Source organism: Streptomyces lucensis JCM 4490 (genome assembly GCF_014650035.1).
Lineage (GTDB): Bacteria > Actinomycetota > Actinomycetes > Streptomycetales > Streptomycetaceae > Streptomyces > Streptomyces lucensis.
Genome location: NZ_BMUE01000007.1, coordinates 291,637 through 314,308, shown reverse-complemented (window position 1 = coordinate 314,308; position 22,672 = coordinate 291,637). Strand labels below are relative to the sequence as shown.

Annotated in this window: 23 protein-coding genes and 4 pseudogenes; 17 read left to right on the top strand and 10 right to left on the bottom strand. The window is 68.3% G+C overall.

All coding sequences use genetic code 11. The features are described from left to right. Positions 1-323: 323 nt before the first annotated feature. Positions 324-764, bottom strand: coding sequence for an RICIN domain-containing protein (locus tag IE177_RS18685; RefSeq protein ID WP_190016473.1), 441 nt, complete (start codon positions 762-764; stop codon positions 324-326). Positions 765-872: 108 nt separating this feature from the next. Beyond that, on the bottom strand, positions 873-1,163 hold the full coding sequence (locus IE177_RS18680) for a hypothetical protein (protein WP_190016472.1): 291 nt from the start codon (positions 1,161-1,163) through the stop codon (positions 873-875). 152 nt (positions 1,164-1,315) lie between these two features. On the opposite strand from IE177_RS18680, the gene IE177_RS18675 reads away from it, so the two are divergent. After that, a complete protein-coding gene (locus tag IE177_RS18675; protein ID WP_190016471.1) occupies positions 1,316-1,756 on the top strand; it encodes a MarR family winged helix-turn-helix transcriptional regulator in 441 nt (146 codons plus the stop codon). 253 nt (positions 1,757-2,009) lie between these two features. Beyond that, positions 2,010-2,855 (top strand): LLM class flavin-dependent oxidoreductase, encoded by an 846-nt coding sequence (locus IE177_RS18670; RefSeq protein ID WP_190016470.1) that lies wholly within the window; start codon positions 2,010-2,012, stop codon positions 2,853-2,855. Positions 2,856-2,872: 17 nt separating this feature from the next. Here IE177_RS18670 and IE177_RS18665 read toward each other — a convergent pair. After that, a pseudogene (locus tag IE177_RS18665) lies at positions 2,873-3,076 on the bottom strand (IS5/IS1182 family transposase); the annotation flags it as partial. 1,945 nt (positions 3,077-5,021) lie between these two features. On the opposite strand from IE177_RS18665, the gene IE177_RS18660 reads away from it, so the two are divergent. Then, entirely contained in the window at positions 5,022-5,657 is a 636-nt protein-coding gene (locus IE177_RS18660; protein WP_190016469.1) for a PASTA domain-containing protein, read from the top strand. A gap of 777 nt (positions 5,658-6,434) precedes the next feature. Beyond that, complete coding sequence (locus tag IE177_RS18655; RefSeq protein ID WP_190016468.1) at positions 6,435-6,803, top strand: nuclear transport factor 2 family protein; 369 nt, start codon at positions 6,435-6,437, stop codon at positions 6,801-6,803. Positions 6,804-8,476: 1,673 nt separating this feature from the next. Here IE177_RS18655 and IE177_RS18650 read toward each other — a convergent pair. After that, complete coding sequence (locus IE177_RS18650) at positions 8,477-8,944, bottom strand: hypothetical protein (protein WP_190016467.1); 468 nt, start codon at positions 8,942-8,944, stop codon at positions 8,477-8,479. A gap of 979 nt (positions 8,945-9,923) precedes the next feature. Next, a pseudogene (locus IE177_RS18645) lies at positions 9,924-10,272 on the bottom strand (helix-turn-helix domain-containing protein); the annotation flags it as partial. 230 nt (positions 10,273-10,502) lie between these two features. Between IE177_RS18645 and IE177_RS18640 the strand changes: the two are divergent. Next, entirely contained in the window at positions 10,503-10,820 is a 318-nt protein-coding gene (locus IE177_RS18640) for a hypothetical protein (protein ID WP_308431574.1), read from the top strand. A gap of 806 nt (positions 10,821-11,626) precedes the next feature. Next, the gene (locus IE177_RS18630) at positions 11,627-12,343 is read left to right on the top strand and encodes a hypothetical protein (RefSeq protein WP_190016465.1); all 717 of its coding nucleotides are present in this window, start codon (positions 11,627-11,629) and stop codon (positions 12,341-12,343) included. Positions 12,344-13,187: 844 nt separating this feature from the next. Here the strand turns inward: IE177_RS18630 and IE177_RS18625 are convergent. Continuing rightward, positions 13,188-13,574 carry an RICIN domain-containing protein gene (locus IE177_RS18625; RefSeq protein ID WP_229816117.1) on the bottom strand — a complete coding sequence of 129 codons (387 nt, stop codon included), beginning with the start codon at positions 13,572-13,574 and terminating at the stop codon, positions 13,188-13,190. A gap of 123 nt (positions 13,575-13,697) precedes the next feature. Beyond that, a complete protein-coding gene (locus IE177_RS18620) occupies positions 13,698-13,922 on the bottom strand; it encodes an SDR family NAD(P)-dependent oxidoreductase (protein ID WP_190016463.1) in 225 nt (74 codons plus the stop codon). Between the two features lie 80 nt (positions 13,923-14,002). On the opposite strand from IE177_RS18620, the gene IE177_RS18615 reads away from it, so the two are divergent. Continuing rightward, positions 14,003-14,872, top strand: coding sequence for a LysR family transcriptional regulator (locus IE177_RS18615; protein ID WP_229816136.1), 870 nt, complete (start codon positions 14,003-14,005; stop codon positions 14,870-14,872). Between the two features lie 294 nt (positions 14,873-15,166). Here IE177_RS18615 and IE177_RS18610 read toward each other — a convergent pair. After that, positions 15,167-15,841, bottom strand: a pseudogene (locus IE177_RS18610) (helix-turn-helix domain-containing protein); the annotation flags it as partial. Positions 15,842-15,942: 101 nt separating this feature from the next. Between IE177_RS18610 and IE177_RS18605 the strand changes: the two are divergent. From IE177_RS18605 to IE177_RS35435, 7 genes and pseudogenes are all read left to right on the top strand, one after another. Then, positions 15,943-16,272, top strand: coding sequence for a hypothetical protein (locus IE177_RS18605; RefSeq protein WP_190016461.1), 330 nt, complete (start codon positions 15,943-15,945; stop codon positions 16,270-16,272). 383 nt (positions 16,273-16,655) lie between these two features. Next, positions 16,656-17,003: a hypothetical protein gene (locus tag IE177_RS18600; RefSeq protein WP_190016460.1), complete on the top strand. Its 348-nt coding sequence runs from the start codon at positions 16,656-16,658 to the stop codon at positions 17,001-17,003. A gap of 150 nt (positions 17,004-17,153) precedes the next feature. Beyond that, positions 17,154-17,279 (top strand): annotated as a pseudogene (locus tag IE177_RS18595) (protein phosphatase); the annotation flags it as partial. A 552-nt stretch (positions 17,280-17,831) separates the two neighbouring features. After that, the gene (locus tag IE177_RS18590) at positions 17,832-18,263 is read left to right on the top strand and encodes a GNAT family N-acetyltransferase (RefSeq protein ID WP_190016459.1); all 432 of its coding nucleotides are present in this window, start codon (positions 17,832-17,834) and stop codon (positions 18,261-18,263) included. A 44-nt stretch (positions 18,264-18,307) separates the two neighbouring features. Further along, positions 18,308-18,826 carry a hypothetical protein gene (locus IE177_RS34950; RefSeq protein ID WP_229816116.1) on the top strand — a complete coding sequence of 173 codons (519 nt, stop codon included), beginning with the start codon at positions 18,308-18,310 and terminating at the stop codon, positions 18,824-18,826. Continuing rightward, complete coding sequence (locus IE177_RS34945; RefSeq protein ID WP_308431573.1) at positions 18,712-19,188, top strand: D-alanine--D-alanine ligase family protein; 477 nt, start codon at positions 18,712-18,714, stop codon at positions 19,186-19,188. Before IE177_RS34950 ends, IE177_RS34945 begins: the two co-directional genes overlap by 115 nt. Then, positions 19,094-19,390 carry a hypothetical protein gene (locus IE177_RS35435; RefSeq protein ID WP_268253169.1) on the top strand — a complete coding sequence of 99 codons (297 nt, stop codon included), beginning with the start codon at positions 19,094-19,096 and terminating at the stop codon, positions 19,388-19,390. Before IE177_RS34945 ends, IE177_RS35435 begins: the two co-directional genes overlap by 95 nt. 35 nt (positions 19,391-19,425) lie before the next feature. Here IE177_RS35435 and IE177_RS18580 read toward each other — a convergent pair whose 3' ends face one another. Together IE177_RS18580 and IE177_RS18575 are read right to left on the bottom strand one after the other, a co-directional pair. Beyond that, positions 19,426-19,668, bottom strand: a complete 243-nt coding sequence (locus IE177_RS18580) for a hypothetical protein (RefSeq protein WP_190016458.1) — start codon at positions 19,666-19,668, stop codon at positions 19,426-19,428. Between the two features lie 256 nt (positions 19,669-19,924). Further along, positions 19,925-20,833, bottom strand: coding sequence for a LysR family transcriptional regulator (locus IE177_RS18575; protein WP_190016457.1), 909 nt, complete (start codon positions 20,831-20,833; stop codon positions 19,925-19,927). A gap of 137 nt (positions 20,834-20,970) precedes the next feature. Between IE177_RS18575 and IE177_RS18570 the strand changes: the two genes are divergently transcribed. From IE177_RS18570 to IE177_RS18560, 3 genes are read left to right on the top strand one after another with little or no spacing between them, the layout of a single operon-like run. After that, positions 20,971-21,789, top strand: a complete 819-nt coding sequence (locus tag IE177_RS18570; protein ID WP_190016456.1) for an inositol monophosphatase family protein — start codon at positions 20,971-20,973, stop codon at positions 21,787-21,789. 39 nt (positions 21,790-21,828) lie between these two features. Further along, positions 21,829-22,098 (top strand): alpha/beta fold hydrolase, encoded by a 270-nt coding sequence (locus IE177_RS18565; protein ID WP_190016455.1) that lies wholly within the window; start codon positions 21,829-21,831, stop codon positions 22,096-22,098. A 38-nt stretch (positions 22,099-22,136) separates the two neighbouring features. Further along, positions 22,137-22,568 carry an alpha/beta fold hydrolase gene (locus IE177_RS18560; protein ID WP_229816115.1) on the top strand — a complete coding sequence of 144 codons (432 nt, stop codon included), beginning with the start codon at positions 22,137-22,139 and terminating at the stop codon, positions 22,566-22,568. Positions 22,569-22,672: the final 104 nt, after the last annotated feature.

The window sequence follows — 22,672 nt, the reverse complement described above, 5'->3', positions numbered from 1 at the left end:
GGCCGGTTAGGGAACGGCCAGTTACACACGGGCCGGATCGTCCGGCGGCGGGCGGCGCTGTCGCCGACCTTCCGCGAGGCCACCGCCCGGGCGGCCCGCAGATGCCTGAGCCCGACCACTGTCGGGGCCTTGGGAGTCCGCTGCGGATGGTGTCCGTGGCTGAGTGGACCGTGGCGCAGCCCTGCCAGTCCACTCAGCTTCCGACTACAACCTGCATCCGGCAAGCTGGGCTGGAGCTGGTATCAGTGCACGCGTCAGATGCGTGGTGGGCGGTTCGGGCGAGGCGGTGTGCGTAATCCAGTCACGCCCTGCCCGAATGCGGCTCAGTAGTTGAGAGAGATCCACTGCTGGAAGTTGCCCGCGTTGTAACCGTGGGTGTACACCTTTTGGTCCGCGTTGCTGTCCAGGACCTTGCTGGTCGCGTTGTTGGTGAAGATATAGCCGTGGTCCAGTTTCCGAGAGACCCAGGTTTGGTTATTCCCCCTCGTGCAAGCGTGGGTGTAGACCGCGTTCCACGCGTTGCTCTCCAGGCACAGTCCTGTAGCGTAGTTCTGCAGCTCGAAGAACCTGTAGTCCTCAACTGCGCCCGTGAGGGAGACCTTCCACCTCTGGAAGTTGTTCACCCCACTGCTACAGGGCCGTGTGTAGACGTCTCCAGCGGCGTTGCTGTCCAGGCAGTAGCCGGTGGCCACGTTCTTCCAGCCACGCAGGACGTATGAGGAAGCCGCCGTGGCGTCCCCTGCTATGGCCACCTGCTGTGTCACGGCGGCAAGCGTCACCAAGAGGACGGTCAGCCATCTCTTGTTGCGCAGGTTTTCTCCTTTTCGCCGTGTGGACCTTCGGGATGACGTGGTGTTATGGCTGACTTCCCCTCAGGTTGGTCGGATCCGTCCCAGAGGCCGGGCGCGGACCCCGAGCAGTCGGGCCGCTGTCAGCAGGGCTGCGGCGAACAGCAGGGGACCGATGGTCTGGGGGGCCTGCTGATGGACAGCGCCGATCACTGCGTCGACGATCTGGACCGCGCCGTTCAGCGCGAGCAGCAGGCCGAGGGAACGCCAGGCGCGTACGGCCAGCAGCCAGACCAGTCCACCGAGCAAGACGATGCTGCGGGCCGCCATGTAGGCCGCGTACGTCCTGGGCGCAGCCTCGTCGCCTCCAGCCACCAGGCCGCCAGGGTCAACCAGGCTGGCTACGGTGAAGTAGCCGGACGAGACCACAGTGAGGAGCGCAACGAGCCCGCCGAACCGACGGACACTTACCGAGGGAGCCATATCATTCGGCGACCGAATCATATGCCTAGGCTAACATTGGCGATGTGGCAGCGGAAGAGTCTTTGACCGACACGGTCGGTTTCTTGCTGGGCAAGCTGGGCCAACAGGTGAACGTGCGGTTCGCAGGTCGGCTGGCCCCCCTCGGGTTGCGCCCCCGGCACTGCGCCGTCCTGGAACTCCTGTCCGGCGGGCCCCTGGCGCAGCTGGAACTGGCCAAGGCCATCGGCGTGACCGCCAGCGTGGTCGTCGACATGCTCGACGAGCTTGAGCAACTCGATGCCATACGACGGGTACGCGATGCCGCGGACCGTCGACGTCAGCTCATCGAACTGACGCCGACCGGCCGCGAGCTGCGACATCAGACGCTCTCACTGGCGCGGCAGAACGACGAGGAGCTGCTGGCGGCGATCAGCCCCGCCGAAGCAGCGGCCCTGCGCCACACCCTTGGCCGGATCGCCGCCGCGACGGGCCTCATCGCGAAGTGACGCACCAGGCAATCGATTTAAGGCGTGTCCGGTCGGTCGGTTGGGCGCAAAGCCTTGTCATGTTGCCGTCGGTCTGTATCTGCGTGTGCGGAGCGGTTGTTGCTCAGGCTCGGCCGAGCGCGATATGGTCGCTGCACTCTAAAGATCACGCTCTCTGGAAACGTAGCCGCAGAACGGGAGCACGCCCGCGCACAGCAGCGCGGAGCCACGGAGGGGCGGCACCTGATTCTGTGTGCCCTCCGGAGGTTTCCTCATGAAGATCGGTCTCGGTCTCCCTATCGATGATCCTGCCCTGCTGCTGACCTGGGCCCAGCGCGCTGACGTCGGCCCCTTCAGTACGCTCGGCCTGCTCGACCGGCTTGTCTTCGACAATCCTGAGCCCCTCATCACCCTTGCCGCGCTCGCCGGCGTCACTTCGCGCATCCGCCTTCAAACCGAAGTTCTGATCGCGCCCGTCCACAACACAGCGATGCTCGCCAAGCAGACCGCGACCCTCGACCGACTGTCCGGTGGTCGGTTCACGCTCGGCATCGGCGGTCGCGAAGATGACTGCCTGGCCGCGGGCATCGACATCCGACGCCGGGGGCGCCGCCTCGATGAGCAGATGCCCCTACTGCGCCGGGCCTGGCGCGGCGAGCCGTATGGCGAAGGCGTCGGACCGATCGGTCCCGCGCCCATGACGCCCAGTGGCCCGGAGGTGCTGTTCGGCGGCTTCGCCCCAGCAGCGATCGAACGTGTCGGCCGGTTCGGCGACGGCTTCCTCGGCGCGGCGCTGCCACCGCAGTTCATGGCCGGACTGTTCCGCAACGTGGAGGCGGTCTGGGATAAGCACGACCGCTCTGGCCGGCCGCGCCTGGTGGCTCAGGCCAACGTCGCACTCGGCCCGGAGAGCACCGTCGAGCAAGCCCGACGCAATATCCGTGACTACTACGAGTTCAGCGGCCGCGCCGAGCACGTGGCCGATGGTCTTCTCACCACGCCGGAGACGATTCGTAGGGCGGTCGATGACTTCATCGGCATCGGCGCCGACGAAGTCATGCTCTATTGCTGGTCCCCAGACATCGACCAGATTGACCGCATTGCCGACACCCTCTTCTAGGGACTGACCGTCCCTCGTCACCGCAGCCAGAGCCGGATCGCGGCGAGGGTGACCGTGCCCTGGAAGACGTACGCCCTCTTGTCGTACCTGGTTGCTATGGCCCGGAAGCCCTTGAGTGCGTTGATGGTTCGCTCGACTTCGTTCCTGCGGGCATAGCGGGGCCGGTCGAAGCCGGTGGGCCGGCCGCCGCGGCTTCCACGTCGTTGGCGGTTGGCCCGCCGTTGATCACCTTGCGGTGACACGCCCACCGCCCGCCCCGTGTTCTTCGGTAAGTGCGACTCAAGACGAGCCACTCCCGATCCGACAGATCACCTCGTCCCACGCCGACTGGAACGACACCAGCAGAGCTCCGTCACGCGACCCGTCGGACACGCCTTAGCGCCCCCGCCGGGCGGACAACCTATACGGGACATTCACGCGAGCGGGCCGGTAGCGGGATGCGGCGCGGGCACCCGGCCACGGCTGTCTTCCAGGTGGGGCTGTGACATTGCCGGACCGATCGGCGCTGCACGGGGCGGACCTAGGACCCGTGGGTCCCGTGACGCTCGCCCGTCCCCCAAGTTGTGAGCGAGCAGTCGCGTGCAAGGGGCAGGCAGGTACGTCCCCCGTCGTCTGCCTGCCCCGTACGCGATGCCAACGAGTTCGCCCGTCCCAAGCCGAGGTCGCCCGCCCCAACGGAGACAGCCCGACCGTGACCTGCGGCCCGTCCGCCAGCGCCTGCAGGCGCAGGCTGGGGAGGCGAGGATCATTCCCCGGAGGGGACGGCTGGGTTTGCTGAACTGAACTGGTTCGTCCGGGGTACCCGCGGGGAGCCGGACGGCTGCCTTGCGACGCCCGGCATCCCATTCCCCAGCGCGCGCGAAGGTTTGCACAAATGTCAGATCAGCACGCGGCGACCACGCTGACGGCCGCAGCAGTGGTGGCCGCGATCCTCATCGCCAGGGCGGCAATCCTGCATCACCGTGGCCCCAGCCGTGGCATCCGCTCGGTCCGTCCTGCTCACCGTGTTGGGGAGTCCGGTGTCGGGATGCGTCGACCGGCCGCCGCGTTGTCCGGGAAGGCCGTGCCCTCCCCGGTACGCGAGGCTGAGCGGTACGTCCACCGCTGCTGGCAGGAACTTCAAGTGCACAACGATCCGCCCGCATAAGCCGGCTGACCTGCCTCAAAGTGCACCGTCCGCAGCTGTCGACGATCCTGCCCGTGCTGTCTTTGGACACGCCCACCTCAGCGAAACGCCCACCCTGCTTGCCTGGAGGGACCCGCGGCGAGCGAGGCGGCATCGGGATTCGCTCGTGTATCAAAGCCCCGGGGCGTAGCCAGCGGCATGGGACCCCCGCGTCAGCGGGGAGGACGGCCGAGACCGGGCAGGGCTCCAGCATCGTCGCGGAACACCCCCGCATCAGCGGGGAGGACCCGGACCAGGATCCGGCGGTGGTGCAGGCCATCGGAACACTCCCGCGGACGCGGGGGTGTTCCGATGTGCCCGGGACGTTAGCCATGCCCGCTCCGGTCCTCCCCGCGGACGCGGGGGTGTTCCGCTGACGCATGGAGGGCGCTTGTTGATGTAACGGGCGTTGGCTGAAGTTCGGGTACGGTGCAGCCAACCCGAGTCGACGGTGTGGACGGCCGGTCCGTGATGGCTGTCAGGTCCATCGCATGCCGATGGCGGAGAGTTGTGTCCAGGGGCAGTTTTTGTGATCAGTGGATGGCGGCTGGCCTGCACTGATGAGTTTGCTTTGGGTGGGTGGGCAGCGGGGCTGCGGTGTGCCGGAGGCGCCCGGACAACCGTTGGCGGGGATCATGAGTCTCCATCATTCCGTGGGTCACAGCTCGGCAGCCGGGGCAGCTGCCAGGGCACGCGGGGACGACGCTCCCACAGTCCGGGCCGGGCGGTCGCCACACTCCTCACCCAGGCCGGACGTTCTCCGCCGCGTGGGGCTCGCGCGAGACTCCGCACGTCACCCTCGTGGCGCCGGAGCTGGCTCCAAACACCCACCCTGCGCCGCTTGCGACTGACGGACCGACAGGCGTTCCGCACAGGACGAGGGACCGGTTCACGAACAACGCTTGGCGACCCTCAGGTCACAGCCCGGCAACAAGGTTCACCCCACAATCACATCTGACTTACCGTGTTCCGCCTGTAGCAGCATCACCACGGGGGGATCCATGCGTAGCCACATCATCAGCGCCGTCCTGCTCTGTGCAGCCGGCGCAGGTGTCGTCGCCTGCCAGCCAACGGACGCGGCCAAGCCGAGTGGCAGCGCGCCGTCGGCAACGAGCGCGAGCGCCGCGCCAACGAAGGACAGCAAGCCGGCCGGGGGGAAGAAATCCGTGCCGAACTTCGTCGGCATGGGGTTGCAGTCCGCGCAGGACGCCGCGCAGAAGCAGGGCTTCTACGTTCTGAAGTCCCACGACGCGTCTGGCCGAGCCCGCTTCCAGGCGTTCGACCGCAACTGGCAAGTCTGCAGCCAGAACCTCAAGGCCGGGCAGGTCGTGCCGACGGACACCGAGCTGGACTTCGGCGCCGTCAAGCTCGACGAGACCTGCCCAGCCCACGACCAGAAGGCGCCATCAGCGGCCGGTGGGACGATGCCCGACTTCCGCGGCAAGAGCGTGAAGGCAGCCCGCCAGACCCTCGACAGCAGCACGTCGATCACCGTGAACGACGCGACGGGCGCCAGCCGGTGGGTCTTGATGGAGTCCAACTGGCAGGTGTGCACGCAGAAGCCTGCGGCCGGGGCGAAGCTGCACGGCCAGCCGGTCACGCTGGACGCGGTCAAGTTCGAGGAGCACTGCCCGTAGGAACGACGAAGCGCCCCGTCGCCTGCATCGAAGCAGGGGTGGGGCGCTTCGTCATGCGAGGCTTGCTGACCTAAGCGGCATCGTCTACATCGGGGCGGAGACCCAGATCGTGTCAACGGCGAGCGCGAGCACCTCGTCGGGATTCGCGTCGAACCACTCGGTCCCGATGGCGTTCATGCCGCCCGCCACCCGCACAGCCCCGATGCCCTGCTCCTGGCCACACACCTGCTCACCATCCCACCCCGATGTCCGTCAGCATGCCCCGGCTCTGCTCGAGGCCACCGTCGCCCTGCCCGAGACAGAGCGCCCCGCCCAGGCGGAACAACTGCGCCGAGCCCTGGTCGAAGCCGGAGAGGTGGACCTCGCCCCGACGCTGACGACGGCCGACTGGCCAGCCCAGCGCGGGCGGGGTGGTTGCTGACGTGATCGGCGTGCACCTGCTGACCAGTGTGGGCGGCCTGCTCGCTGGTCACCCCGATGCCCGATACCACCACCGCCACGTCCTCTCCGCCGACGCGGGGGTGTTCCGTGGTTGATTTCGCGCTCCCGTGGCAGACGGGCGTCCGGTTGCGGGGGACGTCAGCCAGGCCACTGACACGCCGGCGCTCGCGAGCACCGCTGCCGTGTGGTCAGGGCCTCTTTACCTGTGCGGTAATCGCGGGTTCAGGCGGGACGCGGCAAGGTGAAGCCATCGGGTTCCGGCCCGGCGCACTGCGGCTCGAAACCCGGCCAACCGATGCGCATGACAGACCACTTGACTGGAACGGGAGTCACTCCATGTCGATCTACGCTGCCGCTGTTGCCCGTTACTTCGAGGCGTGGAACGCCACCGACGCCGACACGCTCGCCAAGGCGGTTGCCGCCGCGTGGTCCGAGGACGGCACCTACACCGACCCGCTGGCCGATGTGCGCGGCTACGAGCAGATCACTGCGGTCATCCAGGCGGCACACGAGCAGTTCCCCGGCTTCGAGTTCAAGCTGGCCGGTGACGTGGACGGCAACCATCACATCGCCCGCTTCGGATGGGAGCTGGTGTCCACCGCCGACGGCTCGGCGCCGGTCGCCGGCTCGGACGTGGTCACCCTGGCCGAGGACGGCCGGATCACCTCCGTCCTCGGCTTCCTCGACCGACTCCCGGAATCCTGACACCCCCGCAGGCCCACGCCCTGGCTCAGGAAGCCTGGGCAAGCCCGGCACGTCCTCGCCGGCTTCGAGTGCCGCGCGCACCAGGGCGGGGTTCGCCGACTGGCTGACGTCCGATCGCACTGTTTTTCCTTGGCTTTCAGCCGTCCACTTGTTGACTGGTTGCGCTGCGTGTACCCGCAGGCCGCGCCGGGCCCATGCCATTTTTGGGCCCGGCTCGCTCCGGTTCACCCTTCCGTGCTGGCGCGGTGGTCGTTGAACCGGCATGAGCGATGACCCAGCCCGAGAGGAGCAGGCCGTGCGTGATGCCGCCGCGGTCCGCCGCGCCCTGGAGGCCCACCCTGCCGGATGACCCGGAGGGTGTGGAGAGGGCGTTCAGCGACGCTGTACGGGCCGCCGGGGAGCCGTTGGCGGTGGAGTGGGTGGAGCGAACCGCGTTCGGCTCTACGGACGGTCTGTGGGTGGCTTGCCGTCCTCTACCGACCCGGATGGCTGCGGGCCCATGCTGAGCGAGTAGGCGACAGACGTGACAGGGGAGTTGGGGCGGTGAACTGCACACGGTGTGGCGGGCCGGCGCAGCAGGGCCCGGATGGGTCGTGGTCATGTCCGCAGTGTGGGCCGATTTCGGGTCAGGCGCCGCGGCCGCGGATAGGGTCGGCATCGTGAGCAGAGCGCGGAAGCCGGCCGGGCCGGTTGCGGATGCGGAGACGGCTGCTGCGGCGGCCGCGTTCCTGGAGGGTCAGGAGATCACGCGGACCTCGTGTGGGCAGTGCGGCACGGAGACTCACGGGATCAATGGCCGGTACAGCTGCGGGATCTGTGGGTGGTCGAACCACTGGTCGGAGGGCCACAAGGCGTTGCCAACTGCTCGAGATGATCTGGAGACGCGAGAACGCCCCCAGGGGTGACGTTCCTGGGGGCGACACCAAGCTGTTCCGCTTCCCGGCCCATGGGCTGGATCGTGGCGGCGCTTACTCGGAGATACCCGAAGGCATGCCCCAGCATCACCCGAAACCGCGCCCCGTTCCCTCGGCCTATAGGCAGGCGGCGAGGAGCACGATCATGATGACCGCGAAGATGAACCACAGCGGTGGGGGCGGCGTCGGGATGTGGGTGTAGCAGCTGCGGTGGACCCTCGGCTGTATTCGGCGCGAACGCTCACCGGTCGTCTCACGGCGCGCGGAGCCGGTACTGGGGGCAGCGGGCCGGGTCTCCCCGCGACTCCTTGTGCGGCTCACTGGACCCGCCCGTGCCACAGGCACGGCATGACCGGCGTCATGGCTGCGCCCTTCGATACCGCAGTGGCCGACGTCGCCGAACTGGTCGGTGCAAGAGACACGGCACCGAGGAACGCTCCTACGGCAACAGCGCCGGGCCCGGCCTGGAGAGGCCGGCTTCGACGCGGCCGAGTGGAAGACCCGGGTCGGCGCGGCAGGCGGCGACGTCGCCCAGGCGGTACGCGACTGGATGGTCGACACCGGCCGCCTCGAGCCGGGCGCTGCCCTAACCCACCTCGAAGTCCGCGAACTGGACCCCGGCCTGACGTCGCAGACGGGCTCGCCGGTGCGGGCGGTGCGTCATTTCGATGACGTACCGCCCGTATCTCCTCGTACAAGGCCTGCATGGCAGTTGCGCCATGAAATCGGGAACGCCTCGAGGTGAGTGGGGACCCGCGGTTAGCTCATCACTATGACGGTGGGTTTCTCGGACCTCTGCAGTGCGTATGTGGCCTGCGGATCGGCGTTCATGGCTGCGACCCATCCGTTGTAGAAGGCCGTACCTGCTTCCGCGCTCCTGCCCGAGCGGACTTCGAACGAGGCGAATGCCCAGATCGAGCAGACCAGAATGAATTCCTGTGCGGTCGTGTCGCGAAGAGCGGCGGCGCATGCTTTGGACCAGTGCGGATCGTTGGGTGCGAGGCTTTCGCTGGCGAAGGACCGCAGGTCGCGATGTGACGTCTGGTATTGCTTGAAAACCCTGCGAGTGAACTGCCCCTCCACGAAAGATAAGGCGAAGGGGGAATTTACCCACATCCAGCTCCACCCCGGCCCGGTATATCCATACTGAGATTCCGGGTAGTCGTCGTTTGAAATCACTGTTCTGAACCCGGAGGGGCCGTCCATGGGGGCGTCCAGCTTGAGCATGTTTCCTCCTGATGTCGCTTTCTTGTGAGCTGTGGCGGCGGGGACGCATGGCTCCCCACGTGCAACTCATGATCCTGTGGGATTTTACCGGGGTGAGCTGCTCCAAGAGCCGTCCGTGGAACACCTTTCAGGGTTACCGCATATGCCCGTAGCGGAAGAGGAAGAGCCGGATCAGCCGCGTGTCGTGCAGCGACCTGTAGGGACTTTCGGTGCGCTGTGGCAGCGTTCGGGCACGGTGCGCGACCCTTCTCGACCGCTTAAGGATCACTGGCGGTCCCACACGTCGCTTCGTGGTTCAGTTCTGCAGGGCCCAGGATGCTCGTCACCGTGAAGTAGCCCAGACGTCCGTCCAAGGTCTTGAGGCAGGGCACGGTGCTCCTCTACAGCAACGGAGCCCCCAGCGGCTGGTGGCTGGATGATCGGCCACCGTTGCGGGCTTGGGTCGGCGACCTCGGCTTGGAGTGTGACTGCCACCCGGGCGAAGTCGACGGCAACGTTCTCGCGGCGTGGCACGGCGCAGTTCCGGGTGCAGCGGAACCGCCTCGCCCGGTGCGACGTGCCGGCGCACGACCGTCTTGGTGCGGTCGTAGACGATGCTCATCGGCACCCGCCGAAGTGCGCGAATGCCTGCCGGTGGCAGTCGAAGAACGTCGCCAGGTCCTGACCAGTGGTGAAGCAGCAGAACGGGTCTCTTGAATACGACAAGGCCATGTGGAAGGAGAAGACCTTCGGGATGCGACATGGGTGAGAATCCTGTCCTCATCACCCCAGTCCACCTGGGCCTGAGCAGCGGGAACGACCTCGAACCGCCGGTGCAGACGCGCTAGCTCGTCCGGGCTGATGCCCAGTTCCTCCGCGATGTGGGGGCGGGCTTCCTGAAGGCAGAGTTTCACCCGCTGGTAGTTGATGGTGGCCCGGTAGTCCTGGGCCAGGCGTTCTGAGCGAGATCTCTCGACTTCGGGACAGTGGGGTGAGTGAGCCTTTCGGTGGCGATGCGGTCGATGGGCAGCAGCGTTCCGTCCAGCAGGGCGAACGCCTTCGTTGACGCCGTCCGGACCGCCGCGGCGAGTGTCGGGGCGAGGTCGGGCCAGGAGGCCGACGGCCTCGGTGACATAGCGGTAGGCGGTGGCTGTGGCGATCCCGAACCCGGCCGCGAGCTGGGCGTACGGGTGAATGTTACGGAGGTGGGCGAGGGCAAGTAGAGCCTGCCGCCCCGCGTTCAGGCGCCGCCACCGGGTGCCGAGGTGACGACCATGTTTCCGCAGGCGAGCGGCGAGGAAGCGCAGGGCAGAATTGGACACGTTCAGCGCGGACGGGTGGACAGGCATGCGAAGCCTCTGGTGGGCACGGGTCTTCTTGGTCGAAAACCCATCTACCAGGGGCTTCACCCATCTGTCAGCACAACTGTCCCGCTGCCATGGCAGGTTGGGAAGAGCTCAGTGGCTATGGTCACGAGAGACGGGCTCTGGTCCACTTTCCGTGGAGGCTTACGGAATGTGATGTCAGTGGTGTGTGGTGGGATGGCCGGACTCTGCCGTTGATCTGCTGGGAGACCATCGTGACGTCTTCGTACCCGTCCCTGACTCGTGCTTTGGCCGAGGCTTTGGTCGATGTCCTTTGGTTCATCGACGGCAGCGAAGACGAGCAGATGGATCAGGACGATGCGGTCAAGGTGATGGAGGGCGTCGCCCACGTGGTCAGTACGCTGCCTAATGATCAGCGACAGGAACTGATTGAGCTGGTCGGGGAGATGGCAGCCGCCGAGAACGACCCGGCTCGTCGCGAGTTCCTGGAGGAGTTCCCGGAAGACTTCGGGCTGATCGACGATGAGTCCTGCGCAGCCCATTCAGGAGTAGGGCAGGACGCGCTTGCGTAGGAGTTCGAAGCCGGCGCGGCCGAACATCCAGGTCGGCGTCGTCGAGCCCGTGCAGCACGGCCTCGTGGAGACGGCCCTAGACACTGGCTCCGGACCAGATCAAGAACCGCCGGTGGGCGGTCGACTTCGATACGCCGAAGCACGGCGGCAGGTCACGTGGCGGGACGGCTGGCCGGAGAGTACGTCGCTGCCTCGTTAAACTCTACTGTCGGCGGCGAGTGGTTGACTCGCGGCATGGACGACGAACAGCTTCTGACCGCCGTATCCGAGATCCTGTGGCCGGATCTCCGTGACCTGGCCTGCCGTGAGCACGGGCATGCGCCAGGTCATGTCTGTCTTTCCGTCTCCGGTCGTGCTGACCTGGGCAACCTCGTCGAGACGCTGTGCGGCCGGTACGGCGAGCCGTTCGCCGGCTTCGACCGACTGCCGCCGCTGCCCTTGTCGGGGAAGGTCGACTGGAGGTACGCCTGGCCGTTCAGTAACCGGTGGGTCGCCTTCGGCCGGACCGGTCAAGGCGAGGGTGCCGGCCCCGCCCTGATGATCGCCCTACGCGACAGGCCGGTCGCGGGGCAGTTGAACGCGGAGTGGTGGCGAGGCGTTCCTCGCGGCTGCGGGGCGGGTCGCCGGGCTGGGGCGGGCGGGTCGGTGGTGGCGAAGTGCTGCCAGCCAGGAACAGGCCCAGTTGGTGCCCGAGCAGAAGGCAGCTGTACTCGGGGTAGACGCTAGGGGTGCCCGGTGGCCTACCCCGCTGAAGGACGCAGGCGTCGTGGCGCTGTCAGTGGCGGCGACCGGAAGGACCAGTCGGTATGGCACGTACGCGTGCGGAGGCGAGTACCAGGCATCCCCGGCACGAACGCAGGGGCGAAGTACGGCTGCCTGCGGTCGCCGCGACGCTCGCCGCGATCGCCCTGTACCTGTTCCTGCCGCAACGGCTGCTGGTCGCTCCGCGCTACGTGCTGCCCGCCCTGGAGTGCCTGCTGCTCGTTCCGCTGATCGCGATCAACCCGAAGCGTCTGACTCGGCAGACGAAGGCGTTCCGGGTGCTTTCGCTCACGCTCGTGGCGGTCATCGCCGTCAGCAATCTGGTGGCGTTGGTCATCCTGATCCACGAGCTGGTGTACGCCGGGGTGAAGGACGGCCGGTCCTTGCTGGTGGCGGCGCTGCAGGTGTGGCTCACCAACATCATTGTCTTCGGCCTGGCCTATTGGGAGCTGGACCGCGGTGGTCCGGTCAGCCGCACCCAGGCGCCCCGTTCGGCCTTGCCCCTGGCGGATTTCCGTTTCTCGCAGGACGAGAACGATGACGCCATCCAGGAAGTGGCCGACGGCGCCAGCGGCACGTCGGACTGGGTCCCCACCCTCGTGGACTACCTCTACGTGTCCGTCACGAACTCCACGGCGTTCAGCCCGACCGACACGATGCCGCTGTCGACCTGCGCAAAGGTGCTGATGAGTATCCAGAGCGTCTCCGCCCTGTTCACCTCGCTCCTCGTGATCGCCCGGGCCGTCAGCATTCTGCACTGACCGGCCGCGTGGCTCAGGCCTCCTCCTCACGACGGAGGTGGGGCGTACGGCCTCGGCGGCCTCGGCCCGCCGGCCTCGGCCATGTCCCTGGCGGACGGCGCCGGCAAGAGTGTCCGCCGCTCCCGACAGCACGCCCTGGGCCTTGGCCTGGCCCCGGGAGTAACCGAGCTGATCACCAACCATCTCCGGTAGCACGGCCGGCTTGTGCGGGCCGCCTCGAGGCCCAGACGATTGGAACCGGTCGAACTCGGCGGCGTCGTCCTGCGACCAGCCGGGGGACGCCTCGCAGCCGGGGCGCTCCCTGCTCCGTTCGGTCACCTCCGGCCAGCCGGACCACGGGAGACGGGCCTGGAGCACGTGAAGCACGGCATACAGCTCAGCAGCCGCGCGCCACGCTACGAGCAGGTCAGCGGGGACGTCCCGCGGGGCAGCGGGGGCGGCTCCCACTGAGGCGGCAGACGGCCCGGCACCCGCATCGCCTGCCTGCTGCCACTGTGCCCGCGGCGACAAAGCCGCAGGGCAGGCCCGGCATGGGCCGAACCGGGGCGGGTCACAGCCGGGCGGGGCGGGGCAGCAGTCGCAGCGCGGCGGCCGGGGCACGGGGGCGCGGGCCAGCAGCCGACGCAACAGTCAGACGGGCGGGTAAAGTGTGGGTCCAGCGCCCGGCGCCGGGGGGCGAGCCGGTGGCGCGCACGGGCGGCGGCTGGGGGCTGCGGTGCGCGGGGTAGTCCGGCACAGCGAATCCCCGCCCACAACCGCACCCCGCAGGTGTCGCTACCAGGGAACGGGCCGAGGCCCGCCCTCTGCGACAGGGCGGGCCTCGGCCTTACTCACCGCGTGGAGGTCAGTTCCATTTCTGGTAGTTGCCCCCGTTGTAGGAGCGCGTGTAGACCGACCCGTTGGAGTTGCTGTCCAGCACGTACCCAGTGGCGTAGTTCTTCAGCACGTAGCCATTACCGCTGTAGCTGATGCTCCACTTCTGGTAGCTGCCCCCGTTGCAGGAGCGGGTGTAGACGGTCTGGGCGGCGTTGCTGTCCAGGCAGAAGCCGGTGGACTGGTTCTTCACGGTGTAGCCACCACTGACGGACGAAACCGTCCACTTCTGGTACGCGCCGGTGTTGCAGGCGTGCGTGTAGACGCTCTGGGCGGCGTTGCTGTCCAGGCAGTAGCCCGTAGCGACGTTCTTGAACTGCTCGGTGCCCGGAACAGCGGCTTGTGCCGGCGCCGTCACGGCGAGAAGTCCGGCGCCGGCCACGGCCACGGACGCTAAGGCAGAGGCCAGATTCTTTCGCGCGAGCATATTTTCCCTTCCGTTGGTGGCTGATTGCCAATCAGGCAGCGAAAAGGCAATTCGTCACCCCGCCACAGCGGGACCGGTGACGCCGAGCTCGACCAGGTGCGCATCGCCGCCGCCTGATCGCAGCGCCGCGGTGGCCTGTTCGCCGCGCCTGCGGTCCCGCACACCGACCAGCACGGTCATGCCGAGTGCGGCCAGTTGCCCGGCGACCCGTCGCCCTATTCCCTTGGTCGAACCGGTTATGAGGGCGATGGACCCAGTGTGCGAGGTGTCGTTCGCCATGGCCCCAAGCCCATCACCTGGGCGGCTGCGGAGGCCAAGACCGATCAGGTGGCAAGCGATACCCTCCCGGTATGGCATCGATCGAGACGCGCGAGCTGATGTACTTCGTCACGGCGGCCGAAGAGCTCAACATCACCCGCGCGGCCGAGCGCCTGGGCATCGCCCAGCCGCCGTTGTCCAGGGCGATAAGACGGCTTGAACGCCGCATGGGCGTCAGGCTCCTGGAGCGCACCAGCCGTGGTGTGACGCTGACCCCGGCAGGAGAGGTCCTGCTCGCCGACGGCCGCAAAGCGCTGGACGCCATGGAGGCAGCCGTCCGCCGGGCCCAGCGCGCCAGCCACCCCGGAGCACGGCGGGTCCTGGCCATGAAGCCAGGCGGTGACGGCGGCCTGCTGCGCGACATCCTGGCGGCCTACGAGAGTGAGCCGGATGCGATTCCCGTGGAGATAACCTCCGGCATGGGGGAGCGGGCCACCCTGGTCCGCGACGGACGGGCCGACGTGGCATTGCTCCATACCGTGCACGACCGGAGCGGCCTGGACGTCGAAGAACTGCTCGTCGAGGACAAGGTGGCCGTGCTGCCGGCGGGACACCGGCTGGCAGGGCGGACCTGCATACGCCTCAGCGACCTGGACGGCGAAACGAGGCCGCGCTGGCCGGGAAAGACGGACGATGACGCCACCGGCCCTGAGGTGCGCGACATCGCCGAGGTGATGCAGCTCATCGCTCTCGGGCGGCTGGTGGCCGTAGTACCGGACTCCGCCCGCCGCCTCCTGCGCGACGACCTGGTGTGCGTACCGGTGCTGGACGCCGCGCCCACGACACTGGCGCTCGCCTGGCCGGAACACAGTTCGTCACGACCGCTCGCGGCCTTCGTCCGTACGGCGGTGAAGGTGGCCAACCAGCCGGTTCCCCAGCCTGGGGTCCCATCGACCCTGGTGCGCCGATAGCTACACAGGCTCGGCATCAATACACGTTGCGACGCTGCCCGACCCTTCAGGGTGCTCCCGGCCGACGAGCTTTGCGTTCGATTCCCTTCCGGCTTACTGCAGGTTGGTGTGGGATCCAACGTAGCGGCACTGGATGCCTGCAGCAGGCGCCGGCCTCGCCTGCACAGCAACTGTCGTCGGCAACGGCATGTAAGAGCTGGCGTAAGAAGCCGTTGCCGTACCGATCATGTGGAGTGCGGGTTCGACGCGACGGACAGACTCGCGTGATGTCTCGGCCGGTTGGCAGGGATGCCGTCAGCTAGCCTCGGGACCGAATCGCCGCTTGTACACCGATGGAGTGATGCCCGTCTCGCGACACATCAGCGCCCGCAGATTGGCCGCGGTGCCCAGCCCGCTGAGTCGTGCGACCACGCTCGAAGGGTGACTCCCCTCGCTCGATTAGCAGACAGGCCAGGGCAAGCCGTTCCCCCGTGAGTCACATCAGCGGGGTCGTTACCCGATGTGTCCTGAAGCGGCGGTGCGGTGTCGCCGGACTGACCGCCGCCCGCGCCGCGAGGTCCGCGATCGCCAGTGGCGCCTCGAGCCGTTCTTGCACCCAGGCCAGAACCGGTGCCAGGGACTCACCCGGGAGATTGGGCATGGGACGCTCGAAGAACTGCCGCTGCCCGCCGTCGCGGTGCGCCGCGAAAACCAGTCTCCGGCTGACGGAGTTGGCGACCTCGGCACCGTGGTCGAGGCGGACGACGTGCAACCCGAGATCGAGCGCGGCCGCGCTGCCCGCAGCGGTGAGGATGTCACCGTCGTCCACGAACAGCACGTCCGATTCGAGGTGGACGGCGGGGAACCGCAAGCGGAGGCATGCGCCCACTGCCAGTGGGCCGTGGCCCGGCGCCCGTCGAGGACGCCGGCCTCGGCCAGGGTGAACGCGCCGCTGCAGAAGCCGATCAGGCGAGCACCGCGCGGTGCTGCACCATGGGTGCCCTGGCCTTCCGTGTCGACGTGTTGCCGTGAGTCTCGGCGTCATCCGGGGGCGCCTGCGATGAGTACCCGTACTCACCTGGGGAGGTGCCGTGGGCATAGAGCTGGAGTTGCGCGTCGATCAGGCGGGGGCGCGGGGCAGAGGGCGGCGGCGAGAGACCGTGGTCAGGGCCTCCCACGAGCACGGGGAGATGCTCGCGCTGGCCCTGGAGGGGGTGACCCGCGGGAGGCTCGCCCAGATCGACCCCTATCGGGACACCCGCTTCACCGACCAGGACGCGCAGGCCGCCCTGCCGGAGGTGGCCGCCCTCGTACGGGAGTGCGACAGCTCCTCCCGCAAGGCCGCGCTTCTGGATCTCGCCGAGATGCTGGAGGACTGCGTGGCCACGCCCGGGAGCCGTCTCTGGTTCATCGGTGACTAACGGTCCCCGACCCCCCATGGGCCCCGGGCCCCCGGCCTCGCAGCGCCAGCGGCCCGCCGCAGCCAGGAAGATCCCCTCAGCCTGCCGCTCAGGCAAGCGGCTTGCGGAGGACTTGGGCTTAAAGGCCGCCTTAACGCGTGCTGGCTACGCGCCGGGCTGTGCGCGGACACAGAACGGACGGGCCCGCGCTGGCCTTACCGCAGCGAAGGTGCGCCACGGAGCCGCCGCACTCATCAACTCCCCGCACCCGGCATTCGATGGGCCGACACCCCACCCTGCGCGTCGAGTCAAAATCGCGCTGCCCGTGCCCCTGGTGATCGTCGTACCCTTCCTGGTCGCGCCTCGGCCTGCCGTGGCCGTGGACCCAAGACCCGGCGCTGGAGGTGCGCAACGAGCTGTTCGGCGCGGCCGTCGCCGCGGCGTACCTGACCGCATCGGGCCTGACGGTCACCGTCGAGGCCAAGGAGGCCGTCGCCCTCGCCTCCCGGGTCCGTGACGGGCTCGGCGTACGTGACCTGGCCGTCGAGATCCAAAGGGACTGGATCGCCTCCCCCCCCCAGAACGGCCGGCCCGTCGGCAAGCTACCGCGCCGACACCGGTCGACGGCCGCCGACGCCGTACTGCCGCAGCGTCAAACGCCGGCCCGGGAACGGTCCCGGAGCGCGCATACGGCACTGCGGATCGCAGGGGCGGCGTACATCGACAGCGGTCACTGCTCCTCCGGTGAGTAGCCCCGCCGTGGAGCGAGAAGCGGCCCGCACCCGCCTGCACCCGATGGCGGCACGGTCCACTGCGCTCCGCCGGCGGCGCCAGCGGAGAGAGGGACGGGACCAGAGCATAAAAAGCCGTATCTGTGCCCTATTCATCCCTATGCTGCACCAATGGGTATCGACTACGCGGCGGTCTTCCAGGCGATGCCCGGCGCGGTCGCGCTGCTGACCCCCGACCTGGTGTTCGCTGACGCCAACATCGCGTTTCTGCGGCAGGCCGGCCGGACCCGGGAGCAAAGAAGGTCATCGGATACCTCCTCGCGCAGGCAGTGGCGGATGGCCGCGCGGCGGATTACCGCATCGTGGTGCCCACCCTCACCGGCACCGACCTGTGCCGCCGCCTGAACCTCGCCGCCCCCGCTGCCCCCGGGGACGGCAGCGGCGAGGTGCAGGACGGTGCGCTGTGCACCACCGCCCTGCACCTCGCGGTCCTGCGCGCTGTGACCGAGCACGGTCTGAAGAAGGTTCTGGTCTACTTCCAACTGGTCTCCGACGCCCGTCGCTTCGCCCGCGGATTCCCGCACCCTGCGCCTGCTGGCCGAGGCCTGCCCCGGCCTTGTGCCCGGGATCGACCCGGAAGCTGTCCTTCGTCCACGGCGAGCACACCCCCGGGCAACGCGCCCGCATCCTCGCCGAGTTCCGCACCGCCGACTGCGCGATCCTCGTCCGGGCGTCGGCGGACGCCGACGACCAGCTGCCAGCCGGGCGGGTGCGAACTTGGAACAGCGAACTTGGAACAGCCAAGCAGCTACTTGGAAACTCAAAGCAGTGTCTCTATGCTGCCTCAACATGATCACAAGCAGGCAGGACGGCTATGAACTCTCCACGGATCCGGACCGCCTTGATGTCGGCCTGGTGCACCACTGGCTCTCGACCGACGCGTTCTGGGCGCTGGGCCGCAGCCGGGACGCTGTCGAGCGATCCGTGCGCCACTCCCTCAACTTCGCCGCCTACGACGTCGCGGGTTGCCAGGTCGCCTACGCCCGTGTCGTCACCGACTGGGCAACCTTCGCCTGGCTGTGCGACGTCTACGTCGTCTCCGGGCACCGTGGTAAGGGACTGGGTACCTGGCTGGCCCGCGCCGCCCGCGACCACCTCGCTCCCTACCGCCTCAAGCGCATCCTGCTCTCCACACGCGACGCCCACGAGGTCTACGCCAAGGCAGGCTTCACACCCTTCCCGAACCCTGAATGCCTGATGATCTCGAGCCCGGCGCAGTGAGCCGAACTCCCCGGAGAAATCGGCTGACCCGGAGGAGGAGAAGGGTGACGGAACCCGGCATGCGCGTAGTGGTCCTGTGCGGCGGAGAGAGCCCGGAACGTGATGTCTCCTTGGCCTCGGGCTGGTCGGTGGCCCGGGCCCTGCTCGAACGTGGGCACGAGGTGGTGCTGGTCGACCCGGCTGCCGCGGTGCCGCTCCTGGCCGGTCCGCTGACACCCGGTGACGCGGTCGAGGGATCCGTGGTGGGGGAGGAGCCGCCGCTGCGCTCGAACCGGCGCCGGCTGCGAGAACGGATGCACGCCGCCCTGACCGGCGGCTTCGTCCTGGATCTGCTTCGGGATGCGGGGATGGTGTTCGTGGCGCTGCACGGCGGCTGGGGCGAGGACGGGCACGTGCAGGAGCTGCTGGAGATGGCCGGCGTGCGGTTCACCGGTGCGGGCAGCGCGGCGTGTTCGGCGGCCTGGCACAAGGGGCGGCCCCAGCCCTGCTGGGCGCGGCAGGTGTGCCGGTGCCCGAGCAGGTGCTGTGGCGGCCCGGAACGTGCGACGCTCCGCGGAACGTGAAGCGGCTGGTGGCGGCCGGGCCCGTGGTGGCCAAGCCGGCCGCGGACGGTTCGAGTATGTCGGTCCAACGGGTCGACTCGTTTTCGCAACTGGCACGGGTAGCGACCGAGGTGCACTCCGGTCAGAGCGAACTGCTGGTGAAGCCCTTACTGCCGGGGCGGGAGTTCACCGTGGCCGTCGTCGGCGACCAGGTGCTTCCCGTGGTGGAGATCGAGCTGGCGACGCCGGTGTTCGACGACACCGCGAAATACCAGCCGGGCGCGGTCGGTGAAGTCTGCCCGGCGCGCATCTCCGACGACCTCACGTCCCGCTTGCAGAACCTGGCCCTGCGCGCGCACAAGGCCCTCGGGTTCGCGCAGTGACACGTACTCCCGCACCGACTTCCGCTGTGACACCAGCGGTGCGCCTGTGTGCCTCGAGGTCAACGCCCTTCCGGGCATGACAACGACGAGCTTGCTGCCACGCGCGGCGGCCGGCGCTGGCTGGTCCTACCCCCGCCTGGTTCAGCGCATCATCGACCTCGCCGCTCCAGACGAGCACCTCCGGCTTCTTGTCCGGCAGTAAATCGGCCTTGGGGACCGGCGGGGGGCTGGGTGTCGTCAGACGATCTTTTGACGGCAGGTGGTGTGCGCCTCCCATCTGGACCGCAGGAACGCGTGGGCGGGCGGTATGCACAGGAGGACTTTCCCTATGGGATGAAAGCGTTCTCCGGCGCGGGCAAGCTCGCCTGCGTGGCGCTGGATGCGGTCACCGGTCCGCAGGTCATCCTGTCCGGCTTCCGGTTGGCGGGCAGCGATCCCGAACAGAGCCGCCAGTTCCTGCTGGAACGCGCTGCGGAGCATGGGAACTGCCTACAGAAGACCCCCAGCAGGCTCTCTTCCCCCGCAGTGCCCATTTCGCCGCCGAATCCGACCACAACCACCAGCTCATCTTCGGCGACAACGCCCCCACCGGCTTGCTCAACCCGCTCACCAGCCTGGAGCCGGCCGAGTGAGCGGGGCCCACCCATGGTGATCTGGTGCGGGCCGCACAGCGGCCGGCCGTGCGGCATCGAGGTGGTCGACTGGACGTATGGGTGAAGCGGTTGGACGGCGCCGGCTACGACGACGCTCCGCCCATGGCCAGCGCGGTTCGCGCCAGCCCGCGCAGCCAGGCGTGGGCGTGGTCGGTGTCGTAGCGCTGATGCCACGACAGGTATATCGGCGCCGACGGCAGTTCGAGTGGAAGGGGGAGCACGACCAGGCCGAGGTCGGCGACCGCGGACCGCGCGGTGGCTTCAGGGACGCTGATCAGGAGATCGGAGCCGCGCGCGAACTCCAGCGCGGCAGCTTCTGTGGGCGCGGTCGCCACCACGCGGCGGATGAGGCCGAGCCGCGCGAGGGCGTCATCGAGGGCATTGCTGAGGTTTCCACGTCGCGAGACGGTGACGTGCTCAGCGGCGGCGTACCGCTTCGCGGTGACGGTCCTGACACGAGTGAGCGGGTGCCCCTGCCTCACCACGATGACGAGGCGGGTCTCGCCCACCTTCTCGGCACGAATGTCCGGTGCGCTCGGCCGGTTGGCGTTCGCCTCCAGGTCGATCTCTCCACGCCGCAACTCGGGTGTGTCAATGCTCGATTCCGCAACGAAGCGCAACCTCACGCCCGGCGCCTGTCCGCGCACGGCCGCGAGCAGCGCGGGGCCGCCCAAGGCGACCAGGGAATCGTGCCAGCGGAGTGCGAAAGTGCGCTCCAACGTTGCCAGATCGAGTTCACGGCTCGGTGCCAGCACCCCCTGGACCTGCTGCAGCAGCTCGTGCACCTGTTCCCGGACGGCGATCGCATACGGCGTCGGGGTCATCGTGCGGCCGGTGCGCACCAGGATCTGATCCCCGGTGGTGCGACGGATGCGGCCCAGACTCCTGCTCATCGCGGGGGCGGTGACATGCAGGCGCGCGGCCGCCCCGGCCACACTGCCCTCCTCCAGCAGTGCGTCGAGCGCGGCCAGCAGGTTCAAGTCCAGTTGCATGCGAGTAATCCTAGCCGTGCTTTACATGCATTTGATGTTAATCAAGGGGCTGACTACCTTCGAGATCAGAGCGCTGAACCGAGCACACAGTCCGGCTCGAACGGCCTCATCGCCTCCTACTCAAAAGGGAGTTCACCATGTCCAAAATGCTTCAGACCACTGCCGCCGCAGCCTCCGACGCCGACCTGCTCGACCAGACCGCGAACGCCGTGCGCGCGGCCGGCTCCGCGCTGCGCGAGCGCTACGGCGAGGTGGTCCGCTACCAGACCCGCGAAGAGCTGATGCGCGCGCTCGCCGCCAACGACGACATGGCCCTGGACATCCTGCGCCCGCGCCTCACTCACCTGCGCCCGGACGCGGGATGGGTGGAGGACGAGCTGGACGGCGGGGCGCTGCCGCCCGGCGAATGGTGGGTCGTGGACCCGGCCGAAGGCAACATCAACCACCTGCACGCCCTGCCGGAGTGGGCGGTGACCGCCACCCTTGTACGCGAGAACCAGCCGGTGCTCACCGCGGTCCACCTGCCGTTGACCGGGGATACCTACACCGCGCTCACCGGCGCGGGCGCCTATCTCGATGGCCGGCCGCTGCACGTCTCCCGGACCGCGGACCTCGGCCTGAGCATCGTGGCCACCAGCCAGGCCCGGCCCGATGAGGACGAGCAAGTCGTGCGCCGCGTCGGCTCCTCGATCACCTCGATGCTCTTCGACGCGCTCGTCGTCCGCACCGCCGTGCCCGCGACCCTGCACCTGCTGAACGTGGCCGCCGGCCGCATCGACGCCTTCTGGCAGTTCGCCGGCGCCCGCGCGGACCTGCTCCCCGGCGCACTGCTCGTCACCGAGGCCGGCGGACAGATCTCCGACGCCCAGGGCCGCCCCTGGACCCCACACAGCGAAAGCCTCCTGGCCGCCGCCCCCGGCATCCACGCCCAGGCCGTCGCCACGCTTTCACACTGACCGCGCACCACAACCCGCACCCACGAAAAGGACCACACCATGGCCGACGACCAGCTGGCCCACGACCTCAACGGTACGGGACCGATGCTCGTGGCCGTCCACGGCATCACCGAAATCCGGCGCTTCTGGGACCCCGTTCACCTGCAGCAGCACTTCCGCGTGCTGAGCGTCGACCTGCGTGGCCACGGTGACTCGCCTCGGGCCCGGCCGTACGGGATCGACGAGTCGGTGGAGGACATCCACCAGCTGATCGAGTCCCTGGGCGAGGACCAATCCCCGTTCATCGTCGGTCACTCCCTCGGCGGGTGATTGCGACCGCCTACGCGGCCCGTTACCCCACTCGTGATGTGGTCAATGTCGACCAGTCGCTGCGGGTCGGTCCACTTCCTGCGGAGATAGTCGCCGCCGCGCGGGGAGAGGGCTTCGCCAGCTTCGTTCGTACGGTTTTCGCTCAGCTGTACGGCGAGCTGGACCCTGCGCTGGTGGCCGACATTGAGCGCCGCCGCGCCCTCGACCAGGAAGTGTTCAGCGGGTTTTGGACCCCGCTGCTTGATTGGGACGCAGACACGCTGGCAGCGTGGTCCCGACGTACCACGAGTCTCCCGCCCGACGTTCCGTACCTGTCCCTGCACGGAACCGATCCCGGTGGGGACTACGCCGACTGGCTCACCGACCGTATCCCCGGGGCCGTGGCCGAGCAGACACCGACCCGCACGCACTACCCGCACCTGGCACAACCCGAATGGTTCGCCTCCCGCGTCCATCAGTTCTTCAGCTAGCTCGCTCCGCAACCTCGGCAGGCGAACGGTCCGCCGTACCTGCGGGCCGACGCCCAGGGCCGACCCTGGACCTCGCAGAGGAAAGCTTCCTGGCCACCGCGCCC